Source organism: Pseudomonas sp. G166, from assembly GCF_037027455.2.
Lineage (GTDB): Bacteria > Pseudomonadota > Gammaproteobacteria > Pseudomonadales > Pseudomonadaceae > Aquipseudomonas.
In genome coordinates this window covers 1,957,821-1,975,571 of the sequence record NZ_CP146985.1, presented here as the reverse complement: position 1 = coordinate 1,975,571, position 17,751 = coordinate 1,957,821, and the positions used below count along the sequence as shown (strand labels likewise).

Sequence of the window (17,751 nt, the reverse complement as noted above, 5' to 3'; positions counted from 1 at the left end):
TGCGGCCTGCCGATCGTCGCTGGGTTAATCGACCGTTAATCGCCAGTCGCCATTGTGTTTTCCACTTGCTCCGTTCTAAGGCTTTATCCATGCGTCGATTGCTTTTGCTGTGGCTGCTCCTGATGTCGGGCCTGGCCCAGGCCGCCAATCCCTTCGAGACCAAACCCGATTTCCTGCCGGTGGAAAAAGCGTTCGTGTTTACCTCCGAACGCCTGGACTCCGGTGAGACGCAGCTGTTCTGGCAGATCGCCGATGGCTATTACCTGTATCAGAAACGGCTCAGGTTCGAAGGCCTTGCCGAGGCGCAAAAACCGCAGTTGCCAGCGGGTGAAGCCCACAGCGACGAGTTTTTCGGCGATCAGCAAGTCTATCGCCAGGCATTGGAGCTGAAGATTCCGGCCGGGGCCAGCGGCAAGATCAAGGTCGGCTTCCAAGGCTGTGCCGACGCCGGCCTGTGTTATCCCCCCCAGACCCAGGTGGTCGACCTGGGCGGCAACGCACCCGCAACAGCCACAACCGCCAATAGCAGCGAGGCGCCGGACCAGGCCCTGGCCAGCGGCCTGCAACAACGGGCACTGGCCTGGAGCCTGCTGGTGTTCTTCGGCCTGGGCCTGTTGCTGGCATTCACGCCGTGTTCGCTGCCCATGCTGCCGATCCTGGCCGGGCTGGTGGTGGGCAGCGGTGCCGGGCCGCGGCGCGGCCTGGCATTGGCCGGCAGCTACGTAATCAGCATGGCCTTGGTGTACGCCGCCATGGGCGTGCTCGCCGCGCTGTTGGGGGCCAACCTGCAAGCCTTGTTGCAGCAACCATGGCTGCTGGGCACCTTCGCAGCCGTATTCGTGGTGCTGGCGTTGCCCATGTTCGGTTTCTTCGAATTGCAATTGCCCGCCGCCCTGCGCGATCGCCTGGAAAACGCCGGACGCCAACAGCGCGGTGGCAGCCTGCTGGGTGCTGGCGTTCTCGGGGCCCTGTCCGGCCTGTTGGTCGGCCCGTGCATGACCGCCCCGCTGGCCGGCGCGCTGCTGTACATCGCCCAGAGCGGCAATGCGCTGCATGGCGGGCTGATCCTGTTCACCATGGGCATCGGCATGGGCCTGCCACTGTTGCTGCTGGTGACTGTGGGTAATCGCTTTCTGCCCAAGCCCGGTGCCTGGATGACCCTGCTCAAAGGCGTGTTCGGCTTCCTGTTCCTGGGCACCGCGTTGCTGATGATCCGTCCGGTCATCGACGGTTCGTTGTGGGTCGGCCTGTGGGGCGTGCTGTTGTTGATTGCCGCCTACAGCGCCTGGCGCCAGACCGAAGGCTTCGGCCGCATCGCCTATGTCTGCGGCAGCGCGTCGTTGCTGTTTGGCCTGTGGGGCAGCCTGCTGGTGATCGGCGCCGCCGGCGGTGGCGATGATTTCTTCCAGCCCCTGAAGGTGTACGCCGGTACCGAGGGCAGCGCGCCCGTGAGTGCCCACGAGGCCTTCGTCACAGTCAGCGAGCCCGCCGCGCTGCAACGGGAACTGGACGCCGCCAAGGCCCAGGGCCAATGGGTGCTGCTGGACTACTACGCCGACTGGTGTGTGTCCTGCAAGATCATGGAAAAACAGGTATTCGGCCGCGCCGAGGTGCTCGACGCCTTGAAAGACGTGCGCCTGGTGCGCCTCGATGTAACCGCCGACAACGCCGCCAGCCGCGAACTGCTGAGCCGTTACCAAGTACCGGGGCCCCCAAGCCTGCTGTGGGTCGGCGCGGACGGTACCGAGCGGCGCAGCCAGCGGATCACCGGGGAAGTCAGTGCCAAGGTGTTCCTGGAGCGCTGGAATATCACCCGGGACGCGCGCTGATGCTGACGTTCACCCTCGGCACCTTTGCCATCGCCCTCAATCATCTGTTGCTGATCAGCGCCCTGGCGTTGGCAACGTTCGTGGGCTGGCGAGTGGCCAAGGGCGGTGGCGAGAACCCCGAATCGGTGCTGTTCGTACTGTTTTTACTCGGCCTGCTGGCGGCACGGGTCGGCTTTGTCGCCGCCTACTGGCAGCATTACCAGGATGACCCGTGGCAGATTGTCGACCTGCGCGACGGAGGTTTCCTGGCCTGGCCGGGTGTCGTGGTGCTGGTGATCGGCGCACTGCTCTGGGCCCGGCGCCGACCGGCTTTGCGTAAGCCACTGGGCTTCGGGGTTGGCAGCGGCTTGCTGTTCTGGCTGCTGGCGACAATGTCGTTGACGATTTATGAGCAAGGCACTCGGCTGCCGGACATCAACTTGCGCACCGCCGACGGCGCAACCGTGAAACTCACCGATTATCAGGGCGGCCCTCTGGTGATCAACCTCTGGGCCACCTGGTGCCCGCCCTGCCGACGGGAAATGCCGGTGCTCGAAGAAGCCCAACAACAGCGCCCGGACCTGACCTTCCTGTTCGTCAACCAGGCCGAAAGCATGCAAAGCGTCAGCACCTACCTCGCCACCCAGGGCCTGAGCCTGGACAACGTGTTGTTCGATGGCAGTGGTCGTCTCGGCCAGGCCGTCGGCTCCATGGCCCTGCCGACGACCCTGTTCTATAGCGCCGATGGCCGCCTGCTGGGCAGCCACCTGGGCGAACTGTCGGAAGCGAGCCTGGCCCGCGCCCTGGAAAACTTTGAAACGCCGGGCTCGACCACGGCGCCCCACCCCGCCACAAGGAAACCGCCATGCCCCGCCTCCGCCACCTGCTGACCCTGGCCGTCGCCGCCACGCTGTCGCAGGCCCCGCTGCTACAGGCCGAAGAACTGCCTGCGGCCATCAAGAAGATCGAAGCCAAGGGCGCGAAAATCGTCGGCACCTTCGAGGCACCGGACGGCCTTCGCGGTTACGCGGCGCAATACCAGAACCGCGGCATGGCGCTGTACCTGACGCCGGATGGCCAGCACGTCCTGCTGGGCAACCTGTACGATGCCGACGGCAAGGACCTGAGCGTGGAGCCGCTGCAAAAGCTGGTCTATGCGCCGATGGCCAAGGAAGTCTGGGCAAAGATGCAGACGAGCAACTGGATCGCCGACGGCAACCAGGACGCACCGCGCACGGTGTACCTGTTCAGTGACCCGAACTGCCCGTACTGCAACATGTTCTGGGAACAGGCGCGGCCATGGGTCAAGGCCGGCAAGGTGCAGTTACGCCACATCATGGTCGGCATCATCCGCGAAGACAGCCCTGGTAAATCCGCCGCCTTACTGGCCGCCAAGGACCCGGAAAAAGCCCTGGCGGAGCATGAAAAGGCCGGCAAGGGCAGCGTGCTCAAGCCCCTCAAGGACATCCCGGCGGCCATCCAGGCCAAACTCGACGCCAACCAACAGTTGATGGACGAGCTGGAACTGTCCGCCACCCCGGCGATTTTCTATCTGGATGACAAAGGCGAACTGCAACAGCAACAAGGCGCGCCATCGCCAGACAAACTGGTGAAGATTCTCGGGCCGAAGTGAGCCCATCAAGGATGGGACTCATCGCGAGCAAGCTCGCTCCCACAGGGTACTTGTGATCGACGCAGACCCAATGTGGGAGCGAGCTTGCTCGCGATGACGGTGGATCAGCTGCGCAATAACCCCAGCAATGTCCGATTCACGAACTCCGGGTTCTCCAGGTTGGAGATATGCCCCGCCTCCGGGATCAGTATATGGGGGCAACCGATCAGCTCGGCCATTTCCAGCGACTCGGACGGTGGGCGCGGTTTGTCCTGGTCGCCGAACATCACCGTTGTGCGCTTGGCATCCAGTTCATGCAGGCGTGGCAGGATGTCGTCCCGACCGAAAATGATCCGCCCCAGGGGCACGATGCTGTTGCGCAGGCGGTCGGCCGGCAGCGCGGCCAGCGTGGCGCGGAACTGCTGGTAGAGCGCCGACTGCGGATCGATGCCCGGCCGGAAGAAGATCGGCACGATGATGTCTAGCAATGGTTCGGGAACGCTGCCGCTGGCTTGGATCTTGTCGAATAGCGAGAAATAATACTGACGGGTCGGCTCCGGCTCGACGCCCACGTAGGTGTCCATCAGCACCAGGGACTTGATCCGATTCGGCGCAGCCAGCGCCAGGCGCGTGCCCCACATCCCGCCGACCGAGAGCCCGACCAGATTGAAGCAGTCGATGTCCAGGCGGTCCATCAACGTCAATGCCTGGCGGGCCAGGTCGTCCAGGGAAGCCGTGCCCTCAGGCAACTGCCCGGACTGGCCGTGGCCCCATAGATCCAGGGCAATGACCCGATAATGCCGGGACAACACCTCGATCTGCGGCGCCCACATGGTGTGGTCCCACAGATAGCTGCTGCCCAGCAACACCACCGGGCCCTGGCCTTGGTCCAGGTAATGAAGCGGTTGTCCGTCAATAATTGAAAAGGGCATTGATGACCTCCTTGTTTTGAGTGAGGGAAAGCCTTGGGAAGACTGAGCCGTACAGGGTGAGGCGTCAACCTAGGGCTTTGCGGTGTTAGTCATGACGCCATCGCGAGCAAGCTCGCTCCCACACCGGGTTCGCAGTGATCACAAATCCCTTGTGGGAGCGAGCCTGCTCGCGATGAGGCCCCTTATAGACGCCGCAAAACTACAATCCTTCCAATTCCGCCATCAAATCATTCAACCGATCCACCTTCTCCTCAGTGATCTCACTGGCCGCCAAGCCATCGATGTAGTCGGCCAGTTCCTGCACCGTGCTGCATTCGAACATCGCCCGCAGCGGCACGTTGCGTTGCAGGGCTTTTTGCACCCGCGAGGCGATTTGCGTCGCCAGCAGGGAATGACCACCCAGTTCAAAGAAGTTGTCCCGCACCCCCACTCGCTCGACTTTCAGCACCTGGGCCCAGATGTCCGCCAGGGTCTGCTCCAGTTCGTTGGCAGGCGCCTGGTAGTCGTGGCTTTGCAACTGGCCGATCTCCAGGGCCGGCAAGGCTTTGCGGTCGAGTTTGCCGTTGGCGTTGAGGGGCAGGCGATCGAGCCACAACCAGTGCAGCGGCACCATGTATTCCGGCAATTCGCTGCGCAGGCGCTGCTTGATACGCTCCAGGCGTTCGCTCGGGTTCAGCGCCGTGTCGGCGGCCACCAGGTAACCCACCAGATGTTTGCCGTTGACGCCCTCCTGCACACCCACCGCTCCATCGCGCACCTCGGGTTGTTCATGCAGTCGCGCTTCGATCTCTCCCAATTCGATGCGGTAGCCACGAATCTTCACCTGATGGTCGATGCGCCCGACGTACTCCAAGACCCCGTCGCTGCGCCGCCGTGCCAGGTCGCCGGTACGGTACAAACGCTCCCCCGGCGCGCCGAAAGGATTGGGCACGAACACCGGTGCGGTGCGCAACGGATCGCTGACATAACCGCGCCCAACCCCGGTGCCCGCCACGCACAACTCACCCACCGCACCCAACGGCACCAGGTCCAGCGCGCCGTCGAGCAGGTACAAACGGTTGTTGTCGGTGGGTGTGCCAATCGGCAGATACGTACCACGGGTCGAGGCCAGGTCGACCCGGAAGAACGCCACGTCATCCGAGCACTCCGCCGGACCGTAGGCGTTCACCAGGCCGATGTCCGGGTAACGCAACAGCCATTGATGGGCCAGCTCCGGCGGCATTGCTTCGCCGGTGGGCAGCATCCAGCGCAGGCCATCCAGGCCGATACGCTCCTGGGCGAGCATGCCCTGGATCAGCGACGGTACGCTTTCCAGCACGCTGATGCCCTGGCGCTGTACATGCTCCAGCAACCCTTGCGGGTCGTGGGCTATGGCGTTGGGCACGATGTCGACCCGGGCGCCGAACAACGGCGCGGCGAGGAACTGCCACACGGAAATATCGAAACTCTGAGACGCGGTCTGGGCGATCACATCCGCCTCGCTCAGCGCCAGGTACGGCACTTTGCTGAGCTGGTTGTTGAGCATGCCGCGCTGCTCCACCATCACGCCTTTGGGCAGCCCGGTGGAGCCGGAGGTGTAGATCACGTAGGCCAGGTTGTCCGGCCCGCTGTAGACGCCGGGGTTTTCCTGCGACACAGCGCTGGCCTGAATGGCTTCCCACACCAGCAACTTCGGCCGCCCGGCACAGGCGAACTCCTCCAGCAGCGCCAGCGCCTGGGCCTGACAGGCCTGGGAACAAACCAGCAGCGGCGTGCGGCTCAGTTCGATGATGCGGCTCAGGCGCTGGCTCGGCAGGCCCGGATCCAGTGGCAGGTAACCGGCACCGGCCTTGAAGCTGCCGATGATCATGCCCAGCAGGTCCGCATCTCGTTCGGCCAGCAGCGCCACCGGCTGATCGAGCCCGACGCCGGAAGCGATCAAGGCGTGGCCGAGGCGGTTGCTGCGGGCATTCAACTCGGCATAGCTGTAGCTCGTGTCCAGGCAACTGACGGCGATGCGGTGCGGATGGGCCGCCACCCGGGCCTCGAACAGCTCGACGTAACTCTGCTCCAGCGGATAGACGTGCTCACTCTGGTTGCAGCCGTCGATCAGGAAAGCCTGCTCTTCGGCGCCAATCAGCGGCAGTTCGGCCATATCACCGTGGAAACCTTCCATCAGCGCCAGCAGCAAGCGCTTGAACTCGCCGAGCAAGCCTTGGACGGTGGACTCATCGAAGTAACGCTGGTCATACGAAAGGTGCAGCCCCAGGTCATCCCCTGGATAGCAGACCGCCGTCAACGGGAAGTTGGTGTGGGTGCGGCCCGAGTCCGAAGTGGCATTGAGGCTTTGGGCGCGGTCCAGCACCGAGACTTCCACCGGCGCGTTCTCGAACACGAACAAGCTGTCGAACAACGGCTGGCCCTTGGGCAGTTCGCTGACCTCCTGGATGCTCACCAGCGGCAGGTATTCGTACTCGCGCAGTTGCATGTTGCTGTCGAGCAAGGCGCTGAGCCACTGGCGCACGCTGCATGGCTGGTGGTCCTCGGGCATCTGCACCCGCAAGGCGATGCTGTTGATGAACAGCCCCACCGTGCGCTGCATCTGCGGCAACTCCACCGGACGCCCGGCGACGGTGACGCCGAACAGCACGTCGCGCTCACCGCTGACTCGCCGTAGTACCAGGGCCCACGCCGCCTGGGCGAAGGTGTTGACCGTCAGTTGATGGGCCTGGGCCAGCTCCCGCAACCGCGCACCGTCCCGGGCATCGAGGCGGGTGTAACAGTCGCCGACAATCATTCCGCCGCTGTCACCGGCGTGCTCGCGCAGGAACGGCCGGTCGCTGGGGATCGGCGTGGTCCGCGCAAAGCCTTGCAGGTTGCGCTGCCACCACTGCCGGGCTTCGGCCAGGCTCTGGCGCTGTAACCAGCCGATGTAGTCGCGATAACGCGGCGGCACGGCCAGTTGCGCTTCGCGGTTTTCGCCCAGGGCGGTGTAGAGCTCGAAGAAGTCATCCATCAGCAACGAACGGCACCAGGCATCGATCAGGATGTGGTGGTTGCTCATCATGAACCAGTAGCGCCCCGCGCCAATCTGGATCAGCCGCAGGTGAAACGGCGCCTGGTTCAGCAGATCGAAACCGGCCTCGCGCTCGTTTTTGAGCAGCGCCTGAAGTTTGGCTTCCTGCGCGTCTTCGGGTACTTGCGACCAGTCGAGATAATCCACCGGTGTGCTACCGGGCTTGTGGATGATTTGCAGCATGTCTTCACCGACGTTCCAGCAGAACGAGGCGCGCAAAGCTTCGTGACGGGCGATGACCGCTTGCCAGGCCTGGGCGAAACGCTGCGGATCGAGCTCACTGTTGATGCGGTAGCGATCCTGCATGTAGTACAGGCCGGTGCCCGGCTCCAGCAGCGTGTGCAGGAGCATGCCTTCCTGCATCGGCGTCAGCGGATAGACGTCTTCGATCTGCCCGGCCGGCACTGGCAGGCTGTCGAGCTGGCCCTGGGTCAGCTTCGCCAGGGGGAAGTCCGAAGGCGTCAGCCCACCCGCCTCCTCCGTCAGGCAGTGTTCGATCAGGCGTTGCAGCTCATCGAGGTAGGCTTCGGCCAACGTGGCAATGGCTTGTCGGTCATGGCGCTCGGCACTGAAGGTCCAGCGCAGCACCAGCTCGCCACCGCTGACCTGGCTGTCGACGCTCAGCTCATTGGGGAGCGGCGCGTCGGGATCATGGATTGCGCCCAACGGCGCATCCAGCGGCTGGAACAGCGCATCCTGCCCCAGGGTCTGGTCGAGCTGGCCCAGGTAGTTGAAGGTGATCGCCGCTGACGGCAGACCGGCCAGCGCCTCACCAATGGCCGAATCAGCCAGGTAGCGCAGCACGCCATAGCCCAGGCCCTTGTGGGGCACCGCGCGCAGTTGCTCCTTGATCGCCTTGATCGACGCGCTGAAGTCGTCACCCACCGGGTTCAGGCGCAGCGGGTAGACGCTGGTGAACCAGCCCACGGTGCGGGTCAGGTCGATGTCCTCGAACAGCGCCTCGCGGCCGTGGCCTTCAAGCTGGACCAGGGCCGACTCCTGGCCGCTGCAGCGGCACAGCACCCGGGCCAACGCCGTGAGCAGCAGGTCGTTGACCTGAGTGCGATAGGCACTTGGCGCTTGTTGCAACAACTGCCGGGTGCGCTCAGCGTCCAGGCGCACGCTGACCGTTTCAGCGTGACGCTCCTGAAGCCCGCCGTCAGGACGCGCGCAAGGCAGCGTCACCTGCGGGCCTTTCAACTGAGCCTGCCACCAACCCAGCTCCTCGCGCAGGGATTCGCTGCCGGCGTAAGCCTGCAAGCGCGCGGCCCAGTCCCGCAACGGGCTGGTCTTGGCCGGCAGTCGGGCAGCTTGCCCCGCGGCGATCTGGCGGTAGACGGTTTGCAAATCGTCCATCAACACCCGCCACGACACACCGTCGACCACCAGGTGATGGATGGCGATCAGCAGCCGTTGCCGACCATCGGGCATCTGCGCCAGTACCGCGCGCAGCAGCGGGCCGGTTGACAGATTCAGACTGCGCTGCGTCTCGGCGAACACGCTTTCACTGGCCTGCTCACTCGCCACGGATACTGTCTGCAACAGCGCCGCTTCGGACAATGGTTGGTGCTCGGCGCACCAGTGGCCGGCGCGCTCGTCGAAGCCCAGGCGCAAGGCATCGTGCTGCTGGAAGACCGTGCGCAGTGCCTGCTCCAGAAGATGAGGGTCGAGGGTGATGGCCGGTTCCAGCAGCAATGCCTGGTTCCAGTGATGCCGGTTGGGCATCTGGCTGTCGAAGAACCAGTGCTGGATCGGCGTCAGCGCGGCCTCACCGTCCAACAGCCCCTGCTCGGCACTCACCTGCTGGCTGTGGCTGGCAACAGCGGCCAGGGTCTGCACGGTCTGATGCTGGAACAGGTCGCGGGGGGTGAAATGGATGCCCTGCTGCCGGGCGCGGCTGACCACCTGGATGGACAGGATCGAATCGCCGCCCAGCTCGAAGAAGTTGTCGTTGAGGCCCACTTGCCCCACGTTCAGCACTTCGCACCAGATCGTCGCCAGGGTCTGTTCCAGGGCATTGCTCGGCGCCACGTAGTGTTGGCGATTGAGTCCGGGATCGGGCATCGGCAAGGCGCGGCGATCGAGCTTGCCGTTGGCGGTCAGCGGCATGCTCGCCAGCAGGATCAGGTGCGTGGGCACCATGTAGTCCGGCAGTTGGGCCTTGAGGTGGTTTTTCAGTGCTTCGCGCAGGGCCGCTTGTCGGTCGGCGTCCTGTTCGGCGATGTCGGTCAGCAGGTAGCCAGCCAGTTGCTTGCCCCCCGGCATGTCGAGGGCCAATACCACGGCCTCGCGCACCCCATCGTGCTCCAGCAGGCGGGTTTCGATCTCTCCCAGTTCGATGCGGAAACCGCGGATCTTTACCTGATGGTCGATGCGTCCCAGGTACTCCACCAAACCGTCGGCACGCTGGCGCACCAGGTCGCCAGTGCGATAGAGCCGTCCACCAGCGACGGCGAACGGGTCGGCGACGAAACGCTCGGCGGTCATGCCCGGGCGTTGGTGATAACCCTGGGCCAATCCCGCGCCACCGACGTACAACTCACCCGTGGCACCTTGCGGCACCAGCGCCAGGTCAGCATCGAGGATGTAGGCGACCCGGGCGCCAATCACACTGCCAATCGGCACACTGGCCGCGCCCGTCTCCAACTGCTCCGGGGCCAGGCTCGCCAACGGCATGACCACGGTTTCAGTCGGACCATAGGCGTTGAAAAACAGGCTCGGACTGAACCCAGCGCGAATGCGTTGCAAGTGCTCGCCGGTCAGGGCTTCACCGCCGGTGATGCACATGCGCACTGGCAGGGTTTGGCCTTGGGTCGCCAACCACTGCGCCAATTGGCTGCCATAGCTGGGGGTGAAACCCAGGATGTTGACGCCATGCTGGCGAATCAGCCCGCAGATTTCCTCGGCATCCCACTGTCCCTGGGCCCGCAGCACCACTTGGGCACCGCTGAGCAGCGGCACCAGCAGGCGCTCGGTGGCGGCGTCAAAGTTGATGGAATAGAAATGCAGCTCGCAATCGTCCGCTCGCATGCCAAAGCGCTCGATCACCGCCTGGCAATGCATGGCGATTTCACCGTGGGACACCACCACACCCTTGGGCTTGCCGGTGGAGCCGGAGGTGTAGATCAGGTACGCCTGGTGCTGCGGCAGGTTGATCAACGGCAGTGGGTGATCCGGATATTGCGCCAGGGCCGCCGAATCATCTTCCAGGCACCAGCATCCCACACCCGCGGGCAACGCACCGAGGGCCTGGAGCATCGCCCGGTCGCTGAGCAGCAAGCCTACGCCGCTGTCCTCGATCATGTAGCTCAGGCGGTCCAACGGATATTCCGGGTCCAGCGGCACGTAGGCACCGCCGGCCTTGAGGATCGCCAGCAGGCCGATGACCATTTCCAGCGAACGCTCCAGAGCCAGGCCGACCCGCACCTGCGGCCCGACACCCCGCTCGCGCAACATCCAGGCCAGGCGATTGGCGCGGCTGTTCAGTTGTGCATAAGTCAGGGTCTGCCCGGCAAACGTCAGGGCCGGCGCGTCGGGTCGAGCCTGGACCTGTCTGTCGAACAGTTCATGAATGCATTGATCCAGGCGATGTTCACCGGGTTCGACACCGAGGCTGTCGAGCAGTTGTTGCTGTTCGCCAGCGTCCAGCAATGGCAGCTCGCTCAGCCGTCGGCTCGGATCGACCAGCAAGGCTTCCAACAGATTGCGCCAGTGCCCGGCCATGCGCGCGATGCGCGGTTCGTCGAACAGGTCGGTGCTGTAGGTCAGGCAGCAACCCAGGCGATGGTCGAGGTCGGTGACTTCCAGGTTGAGGTCGAACTTGGTCGCCCGGGCGTCGTTGACCAGGTATTCGACGGTCATGCCGGCCAGCATGCGGCTCTGCTGGAACTCCCAGCGCTGCACGTTGCACATCACTTGGAACAGCGGGTTATAGGCGGCACTGCGCGGTGGTTGCAGGGCTTCCACCAGATGATCGAATGGCAAGTCCTGGTGGGACTGGCCTTCGATCACCGTGTGGCGCACCTGCTCGAACAACTCGCCCACCGACATTTGTCCGTCGAGCTGGCAACGCAGCACCTGGGTATTGAGGAACGCACCGATCAGCCCTTCGCTTTCCGGGCGAATGCGGTTGGCCACCGGCGCGCCGATGCGCAGGTCGGTCTGGCCACTGTAGCGATAAAGCAAAACAGCCAGGGCGGCGGTCATGGTCATGAACAGGGTCAAGCCCTGTTGCGCGTTGAAGGCGCGGACCCGGGCTGCCAGGTCATCGCTGAGGTCAAAACGCAACAGCTCGCCGCGATGGCTTTGCACGGGTGGACGCGGGCGGTCGCCGGGCAATTCCAACAATGGGTGTTCACGACCCAGTTGCCCAGTCCAGTAGTCCAGTTGCCGTTGACGCTCACCGGATTCCAGCCATTGGCGCTGCCATACGCTGTAGTCCAGATACTGCACCGGCAAGGGTGCCAGCGGTGATTCGCGGTCGTCGATAAAGGCTTCGTACAGTGCGCTCAGCTCGCGGGCGAAAATGTCCATCGCCCAGCCTTCGGTGACGATGTGGTGCAGGGTCAGCACAAAGTAGTGCTCCTGCTCGGCGGTCTTGACCAGGCAGGCTCGCAGCAGCGGCCCGGTTTCCAGGTCGAAGGGCTGGTGGGCCTCGCTGTCCGCCAGTTGTTGCACTCGCTGCTGGCGAATGTCGGCGGCCAGCATGGAGAAGTCCTTCCAGTCCATGCGCAGGCCTGTCTCGCTGTGCACCTGCTGGCGGGCCACACCATCGACGCTCGGGAACGTGGTGCGCAGGGTTTCGTGGCGCAGGATCAACGCCTGCAACGCGGCCTCGAAACGCCCGACATCCAGCACCCCGCGCAAGCGCGCCATGCCGCCGACGTTGTAGGCCGGGCTGTCCGGCTCCATCTGCCAAAGGAACCACATGCGTTGCTGGGAATGGGACAGCGGCACCGGTTGGCTACGATCGACCGGCTCGATGGGCGGCTGGCGGTTGGTCTGGCCGTTGGCCTGGATCAAGCGCACCTGTTCAGCAAACGCGCCAAGCTCACTGGCCTCGAACAAGGTGCGCAGCGGCAGCTCGACGTCGCAAGCCTGGCGGGTGCGGGAAACGATCTGGGTCGCCAGTAGCGAATGGCCGCCCAACGCGAAGAAATCATCCCGCAGGCCCACCCGCGCAAGACCCAGCACATCGCGCCAGATACCCGCGATCTGCTGCTCAAGGGCACTGACCGGCTCGACATGCTCGCGCACCAGCCATTGCGGTTCGGGCAAGGCGCGGCGGTCGAGCTTGCCACTCGGGCTCAGGGGCATGGCGTCCAGACGCAGCAATTGCGCGGGCACCATGTATTCCGGCAGTTCGGCGGCCAGGGCGGTTTTCAGCCGAACACTCTGGGCATCCTCGCTTTCAGTGACCTGCGCAGTGGTGTAATAGCCAATCAACTGCGGGCCGGCCGAGGTGTCGCGCACCAGCACCGCCACTTGGGCGACACCGTCCTGAGCCAGCAGGCGCGCTTCGATTTCCTGCGGCTCGACCCGGAAGCCACGCAGCTTGACCTGCTGGTCGAGGCGGCCGAGGTATTCGATCACCCCATCGGCGCTCCAGCGCACCAAGTCGCCAGTGCGGTACAAGCGCGCGCCCGCCGCGCCCAGCGGGTCGGCGACAAAACGCTCGGCACTCAAGCCCGGCCGCCCGAGATAACCCCGGGCCAGGCCCTGGCCGCCGATGCACAACTCTCCTGGCACACCCACCGGCACGGGACTGAGCTCACTGTCGAGTACCCGACACAGCACATTGCCCAGCGGTCGACCAATCGGCGAACGCTCGCCATCGGCTTCGGTGCAATGCCAATGGGTGACGTTGATCGCGGTTTCGGTCGGGCCGTAGCGATTGTGCAGTTGCGCCGACGGCAGCTGCGCCAGCACCCGGTTGCGCAACTCGGCCGGCAAGGCTTCGCCGCCAGAAAATAGCCGGCGCAGGCTGGTGCAGTGGGCGCTCAAGGGTTCGTCAATAAACAGGCTCAGCAGCGGCGGTACGAAGTGCAGCGTGGTCACGCCAAATTGCTGGACCAACTGGGCGATGCGGTGCGGGTCGCGGTGTTCACCCGGGCCGGCCAGCACCAATTGGCTGCCGGTGATCAGCGGCCAGAAGCATTCCCACACCGACACGTCGAAGCTGATCGGGGCTTTTTGCATCAGCACGTCGGTTTCATCCAGCGCGTAAGTGGCCTGCATCCATTGCAGGCGCTCGGCCAGGGCCGCGTGGGTGTTGCCGACGCCTTTGGGCTGGCCGGTGGAGCCGGAGGTGTAGATCACGTAAGCCAGGTGATCGCCGTGCAAGTGCAGGCCCGGCGGGTTGCTCGGCCATTGCTCCAAATGCAAGGCGTCCATGGCGATGACGCTGACGCCCTCGCAGGCCGGCAAGCGTTCAAGCAACGCGGTTTGCGTCAGCAACAGATCGACGCCGCTGTCGGCAAGCATGTAGGCCAGGCGTTCGGCCGGATAGTCGGCATCCAGCGGTACGTAGGCACCGCCGGCCTTGATGATCGCCAGCACGCCAATGAGCAACTGCGGCGAACGCTCGGCGGCAATCGCCACGCAAACGTCCGGGCCGACGCCTTTGTCCCGCAGGTAATGGGCCAGGCGATTGGCCTGGGTGTGCAGCTCGGCGTAATCCAGGCGACCATCGTCCCACTGCAACGCGGTACGCTGCGGTGTACGCCGGGCCTGCTCGTTCAACAGCTCCGGCAACCACTGGCAGGCCGGCGCGCACGGGGCCGCGCCCCACTGCTGCTGTTGGGTGTATTCATCGACGCTCAACAACGGCACATCGCCGATGGCCTGCTGCGGATCGGCACAGACGGCCCGCAACAGGTTGCAGTAATGCGTCGCCAACCGGGCGATGGTCGCTGCTTCGAACAGCTCGTCGGCATAGTCGAACGACAGCGTCAGCCGGCCGTTGCGATCCTCTTCGCTGTGCAGTTGCAGGTCGAACTTGGCTTCGCGGCTGTGCCACGGCAACTCTTCGGCCAATAGCCCCGGCAAGCGGCGCAAGGCGCCCAGGTCACGCTGCTGGTGGTTGAACATCACCTGGAACAGGCCTTGCTCACGCGCCTCGGGAAACGCTTCGAGCAGTTGTTCGAACGGCAGGTCCTGATGGGCCTGGGCACCGAGCGTGGCTTCCCGGGCCTGGGCCAGCAGCGCGGCGAACGGCTGGCGCGAATCGACCTGCCCGCGCAGCACCTGGGTGTTGATGAAAAAGCCGATCAGCCCCTGGGTTTCCAGGCGCGGACGGTTGGCGTTGGGCACGCCAATGCGAATGTCGGACTGGCCGGTGTAACGTTGCAACAGCGCCTGGAAAGCTGCCAGCAACAGCATGAACGGGGTGGCCTCATGGGCCTGGGCCACTTGGCGCAAGGCATCGCCCAACCCCTTGTCCAAGCGCAAGCTATGCCGCGCGGCGCTGCGCAGGTGTTGCGCGCTACGGGGATGATCCGTGCTCAGCGCCAGGGTTGGATGGTCGTCACCCAGCTGCTGTTTCCAATACGTCAGCTGACGCCCGGCCTCCCCCTGGGCCAGCCACTGGCGCTGCCAACTGCCGTAGTCGGCGTACTGCAACGGCAAGGGCGCCAGCACGGCGAGCTGCCCTTGGCAGGCTGCGGCGTACAACCGGGAAAACTCATCGATCAGCAGGTTCATCGACCAGCCGTCGGCGATGATGTGGTGCAGCGTCACCAGCAACTGCTGGTCGTCGTCATCGAGGCGCAACACGCTGACCCGCAGCAATGGCCCCTTTTCCAGATCGAACGGTATGGCCGCTTCATCTTCCCGAACCTGCCGCGCCCGGGCTTCACGCTGGTCGGCCGGTACATCGCGCAGGTCGATCACTTGCAGCTTGAACTCGCCAGCCGGGTCGACCTGTTGCAGGGCCACACCTTCACGTTCCAGAAAGCGCGTACGCAGGGATTCGTGGCGCTCGATCAGCTGCTGGAAACTGGCGCGCAAGGCCGCTTCGTCCAGCTCGCCACGCAGGTGCAAGGCGCCGGGAATGTTGTAGGCATGGCTCGTCGGATCGAGCTGCCAGGTAATCCACAAACGATTCTGGGCCAGGGATTGCGGCAAGGCTTCGTGGCGCGGCAAGAGGCTGATCGCGCCCTGGGCCTGACCGCCATCCTGCTGTTGGTTCGCCACCGCGGCGGCAAATTCGGCCAGGGTCGGGGCTTCGAACAACAGACGCAGGTTGAGCTCCAGGCCCAGGGCTTCCCGCAGGCGCGCGATCACTTGGGTGGCGGCGATAGAGTTGCCGCCCAGCAGGAAAAAGTGATCGTCAGCCTGGACCTGTTGGACCTGCAATTGCTCGCACCAGACCTGACCGATCAGCGCTTGCAACGGCGAAGACGGGGTCGCTTTACGGGCCCCTTCAACGTCGGCGAACGGGAACAGCGCATAACTGTCGAGGCTGCCATCCGCCAGCCGGGTGCGGCAAGCCGAGCGCTGCAACTTGCCGCTGGAGGTCTTGGGCAACGCGCCGGGGTTGAGCAGCGCCACTACGCTCGGCGCCTGCTGGCAGGCTTCGGCCACGGCCTGGCGAATGGCGTTGATCAAGGCCTCGGGCGGCAGGATCTTCTGCACGCTGCGGCTGATTTCCGCTGCGATGCCAATGCCTTCTTCACCGCCGTCGTTGACCGCGAACGCCGCCACCCGGCCCTTGCGCACAACGTCTACTTCACGCTCGACGGTTTGTTCGATGTCCTGGGGATAGAGATTATGACCGCGCACGATCAACAAGTCCTTCAGGCGACCAGTGACGAACAGCTCGCCGTCCCGCCGGAACGCCAGGTCGCCGGTGCGCAGCCAAGTGCTGCCGTCATGCTGGACAAAGGTCTTGGCGCTGGCTTCGGGGTTGCGCCAGTAGCCATGGGCGATGCTTGGCCCGCTGGCCCAGAGTTCGCCCACTTGATTGTCGGCCAATGGCTGCAACGTAGTCGGCTCGACGATTAGCACCGCGTGCCCGGGCTGGCTGACACCGCAACTCATCACCGCGCAGCCCTGCCCCGGCTCGGCGCGGTTTTGCGCCAGTGCCGCGTCATCCAGCCGTAGCGAAGTTATACCGTGGCGGCGCGGCGTACCGGCGACGAACAGGGTCGCTTCAGCCAGGCCATAGGAGGCCATGAAATTGTCTGGTGTGAAGCCGCACGGGGCAAACTTGTCGGCGAAACGCTCCAGGGTGTCGAGGCGGATCGGCTCGGAGCCGGAATAAGCCACGCGCCAACCACTCAGGTCCAGACGCTGGAGGGCTGAATCGCTGACCCGTTCGCTGCACAGCCGATAGGCGAAGTCCGGGCCGCCGCTGATGGTGCCGCCGTACTCGCTGATCGCTTCGAGCCAACGCAGTGGCCGGGCGAGGAAGTACGCCGGCGACATCAACACGCAGGGTACGCCGCTGAAGACCGGCTGCAGCAAGCCACCGATCAGACCCATGTCGTGGTACAGCGGCAGCCAACTGACGATGACGTCGTCGGGGTTCACATCAATGCCGAAACCGTGACGAATCAACGATTCGTTGGCCACCAGGTTGCCGTGGCTGACCTGCACGCCCTTGGGCAATGCGGTGGAACCGGAGGTGTATTGCAGGAAGGCGATGTCATCGTCCTGCAGGGTCGGCGCCAGCCATTGCCCGGCAATGGCCGGGTCGAGGGTGTCGACGCACAACACCGGCGGTGCCGATTCGATGGCTTGCAACGGCTCGCGCAGATCGCTGCTGGTGAGCAACAGGCGCGGTTCGGCGTCGGCAATGATCGACAGCAGGCGCTCCTGATGATGGCGACGGGTGGACTCCGGTGGATAGGCCGGTACGGCAATCACCCCAGCGTAGAGGCAGCCAAAGAACGCCGCGACATAATCCGGGCCGCTGGGGAACAGCAGCACGGCACGCTCGCCAAATGCCGCTTCGGCCTGCAAGGCGGCGGCAATGGTCCGGGCACGCAGGTCCAATTCGCGATAACTCAACACCACGCCCCGCTCCGCAGTGTCGGTAAGGAAGCGCAAGGCCACCCGATCCGGCGTCAACGCGGCGCGGCGCTGGAGGGCATGGGCCAGGGTGCTGGGGAGTTCGAACGCGTCGGTCATGGGGTTTCCTGCCTGAAATTCGGCTTGCAAGTGGTCACCCATGGGAACGGATAACACCGGCAAATAATTAGTCGGCAACCTCCCGCACCCAAGCGTTTGACGGCCACGGCCCGCGGCAATGGGCCGCGCCTCTCATGCTGGACTTTGGCGCATCAATAATTCTTCTTCTCAATTGACAATCATTATCATTCAGCCTAATTTGTCGCTCGATAT

The 17,751-nt window shown here is 64.4% G+C and carries 5 protein-coding genes; 3 read left to right on the top strand and 2 right to left on the bottom strand.

Annotated features, from left to right (window positions below):
• The first annotated feature begins 89 nt into the window (after positions 1 to 89).
• From dsbD to dsbG, 3 genes are read left to right on the top strand one after another with little or no spacing between them, the layout of a single operon-like run.
• Positions 90 to 1,829, top strand: coding sequence for a protein-disulfide reductase DsbD (gene dsbD / locus SGN16_RS08875; RefSeq protein ID WP_339102087.1), 1,740 nt, complete (start codon positions 90 to 92; stop codon positions 1,827 to 1,829).
• Positions 1,829 to 2,698, top strand: a complete 870-nt coding sequence (locus tag SGN16_RS08870) for a TlpA disulfide reductase family protein (protein WP_339102086.1) — start codon at positions 1,829 to 1,831, stop codon at positions 2,696 to 2,698. Before dsbD ends, SGN16_RS08870 begins: the two co-directional genes overlap by 1 nt.
• Entirely contained in the window at positions 2,674 to 3,441 is a 768-nt protein-coding gene (gene dsbG / locus SGN16_RS08865; RefSeq protein WP_210643584.1) for a thiol:disulfide interchange protein DsbG, read from the top strand. The genes SGN16_RS08870 and dsbG overlap by 25 nt, the downstream gene beginning before the upstream one ends.
• Positions 3,442 to 3,545: 104 nt before the next feature.
• Here dsbG and SGN16_RS08860 read toward each other — a convergent pair whose 3' ends face one another.
• Both SGN16_RS08860 and SGN16_RS08855 read right to left on the bottom strand, forming a co-directional pair.
• A complete protein-coding gene (locus tag SGN16_RS08860) occupies positions 3,546 to 4,352 on the bottom strand; it encodes an alpha/beta fold hydrolase (protein WP_210643583.1) in 807 nt (268 codons plus the stop codon).
• 199 nt (positions 4,353 to 4,551) lie between these two features.
• Complete coding sequence (locus tag SGN16_RS08855; protein WP_335945365.1) at positions 4,552 to 17,538, bottom strand: non-ribosomal peptide synthetase; 12,987 nt, start codon at positions 17,536 to 17,538, stop codon at positions 4,552 to 4,554.
• Positions 17,539 to 17,751 lie beyond the last annotated feature (213 nt).

Bases quoted from the DNA above. Each gene is read 5' to 3' on its own strand.
- SGN16_RS08870 (WP_339102086.1), top strand. From the start codon at position 1,829: ATGCTGACGTTCACCCTCGGCACCTTTGCCATCGCCCTCAATCATCTG.
- SGN16_RS08860 (WP_210643583.1), bottom strand. From the start codon at position 4,352: ATGCCCTTTTCAATTATTGACGGACAACCGCTTCATTACCTGGACCAA.
- dsbG (WP_210643584.1), top strand. From the start codon at position 2,674: ATGCCCCGCCTCCGCCACCTGCTGACCCTGGCCGTCGCCGCCACGCTG.
- SGN16_RS08855 (WP_335945365.1), bottom strand. From the start codon at position 17,538: ATGACCGACGCGTTCGAACTCCCCAGCACCCTGGCCCATGCCCTCCAG.
- dsbD (WP_339102087.1), top strand. From the start codon at position 90: ATGCGTCGATTGCTTTTGCTGTGGCTGCTCCTGATGTCGGGCCTGGCC.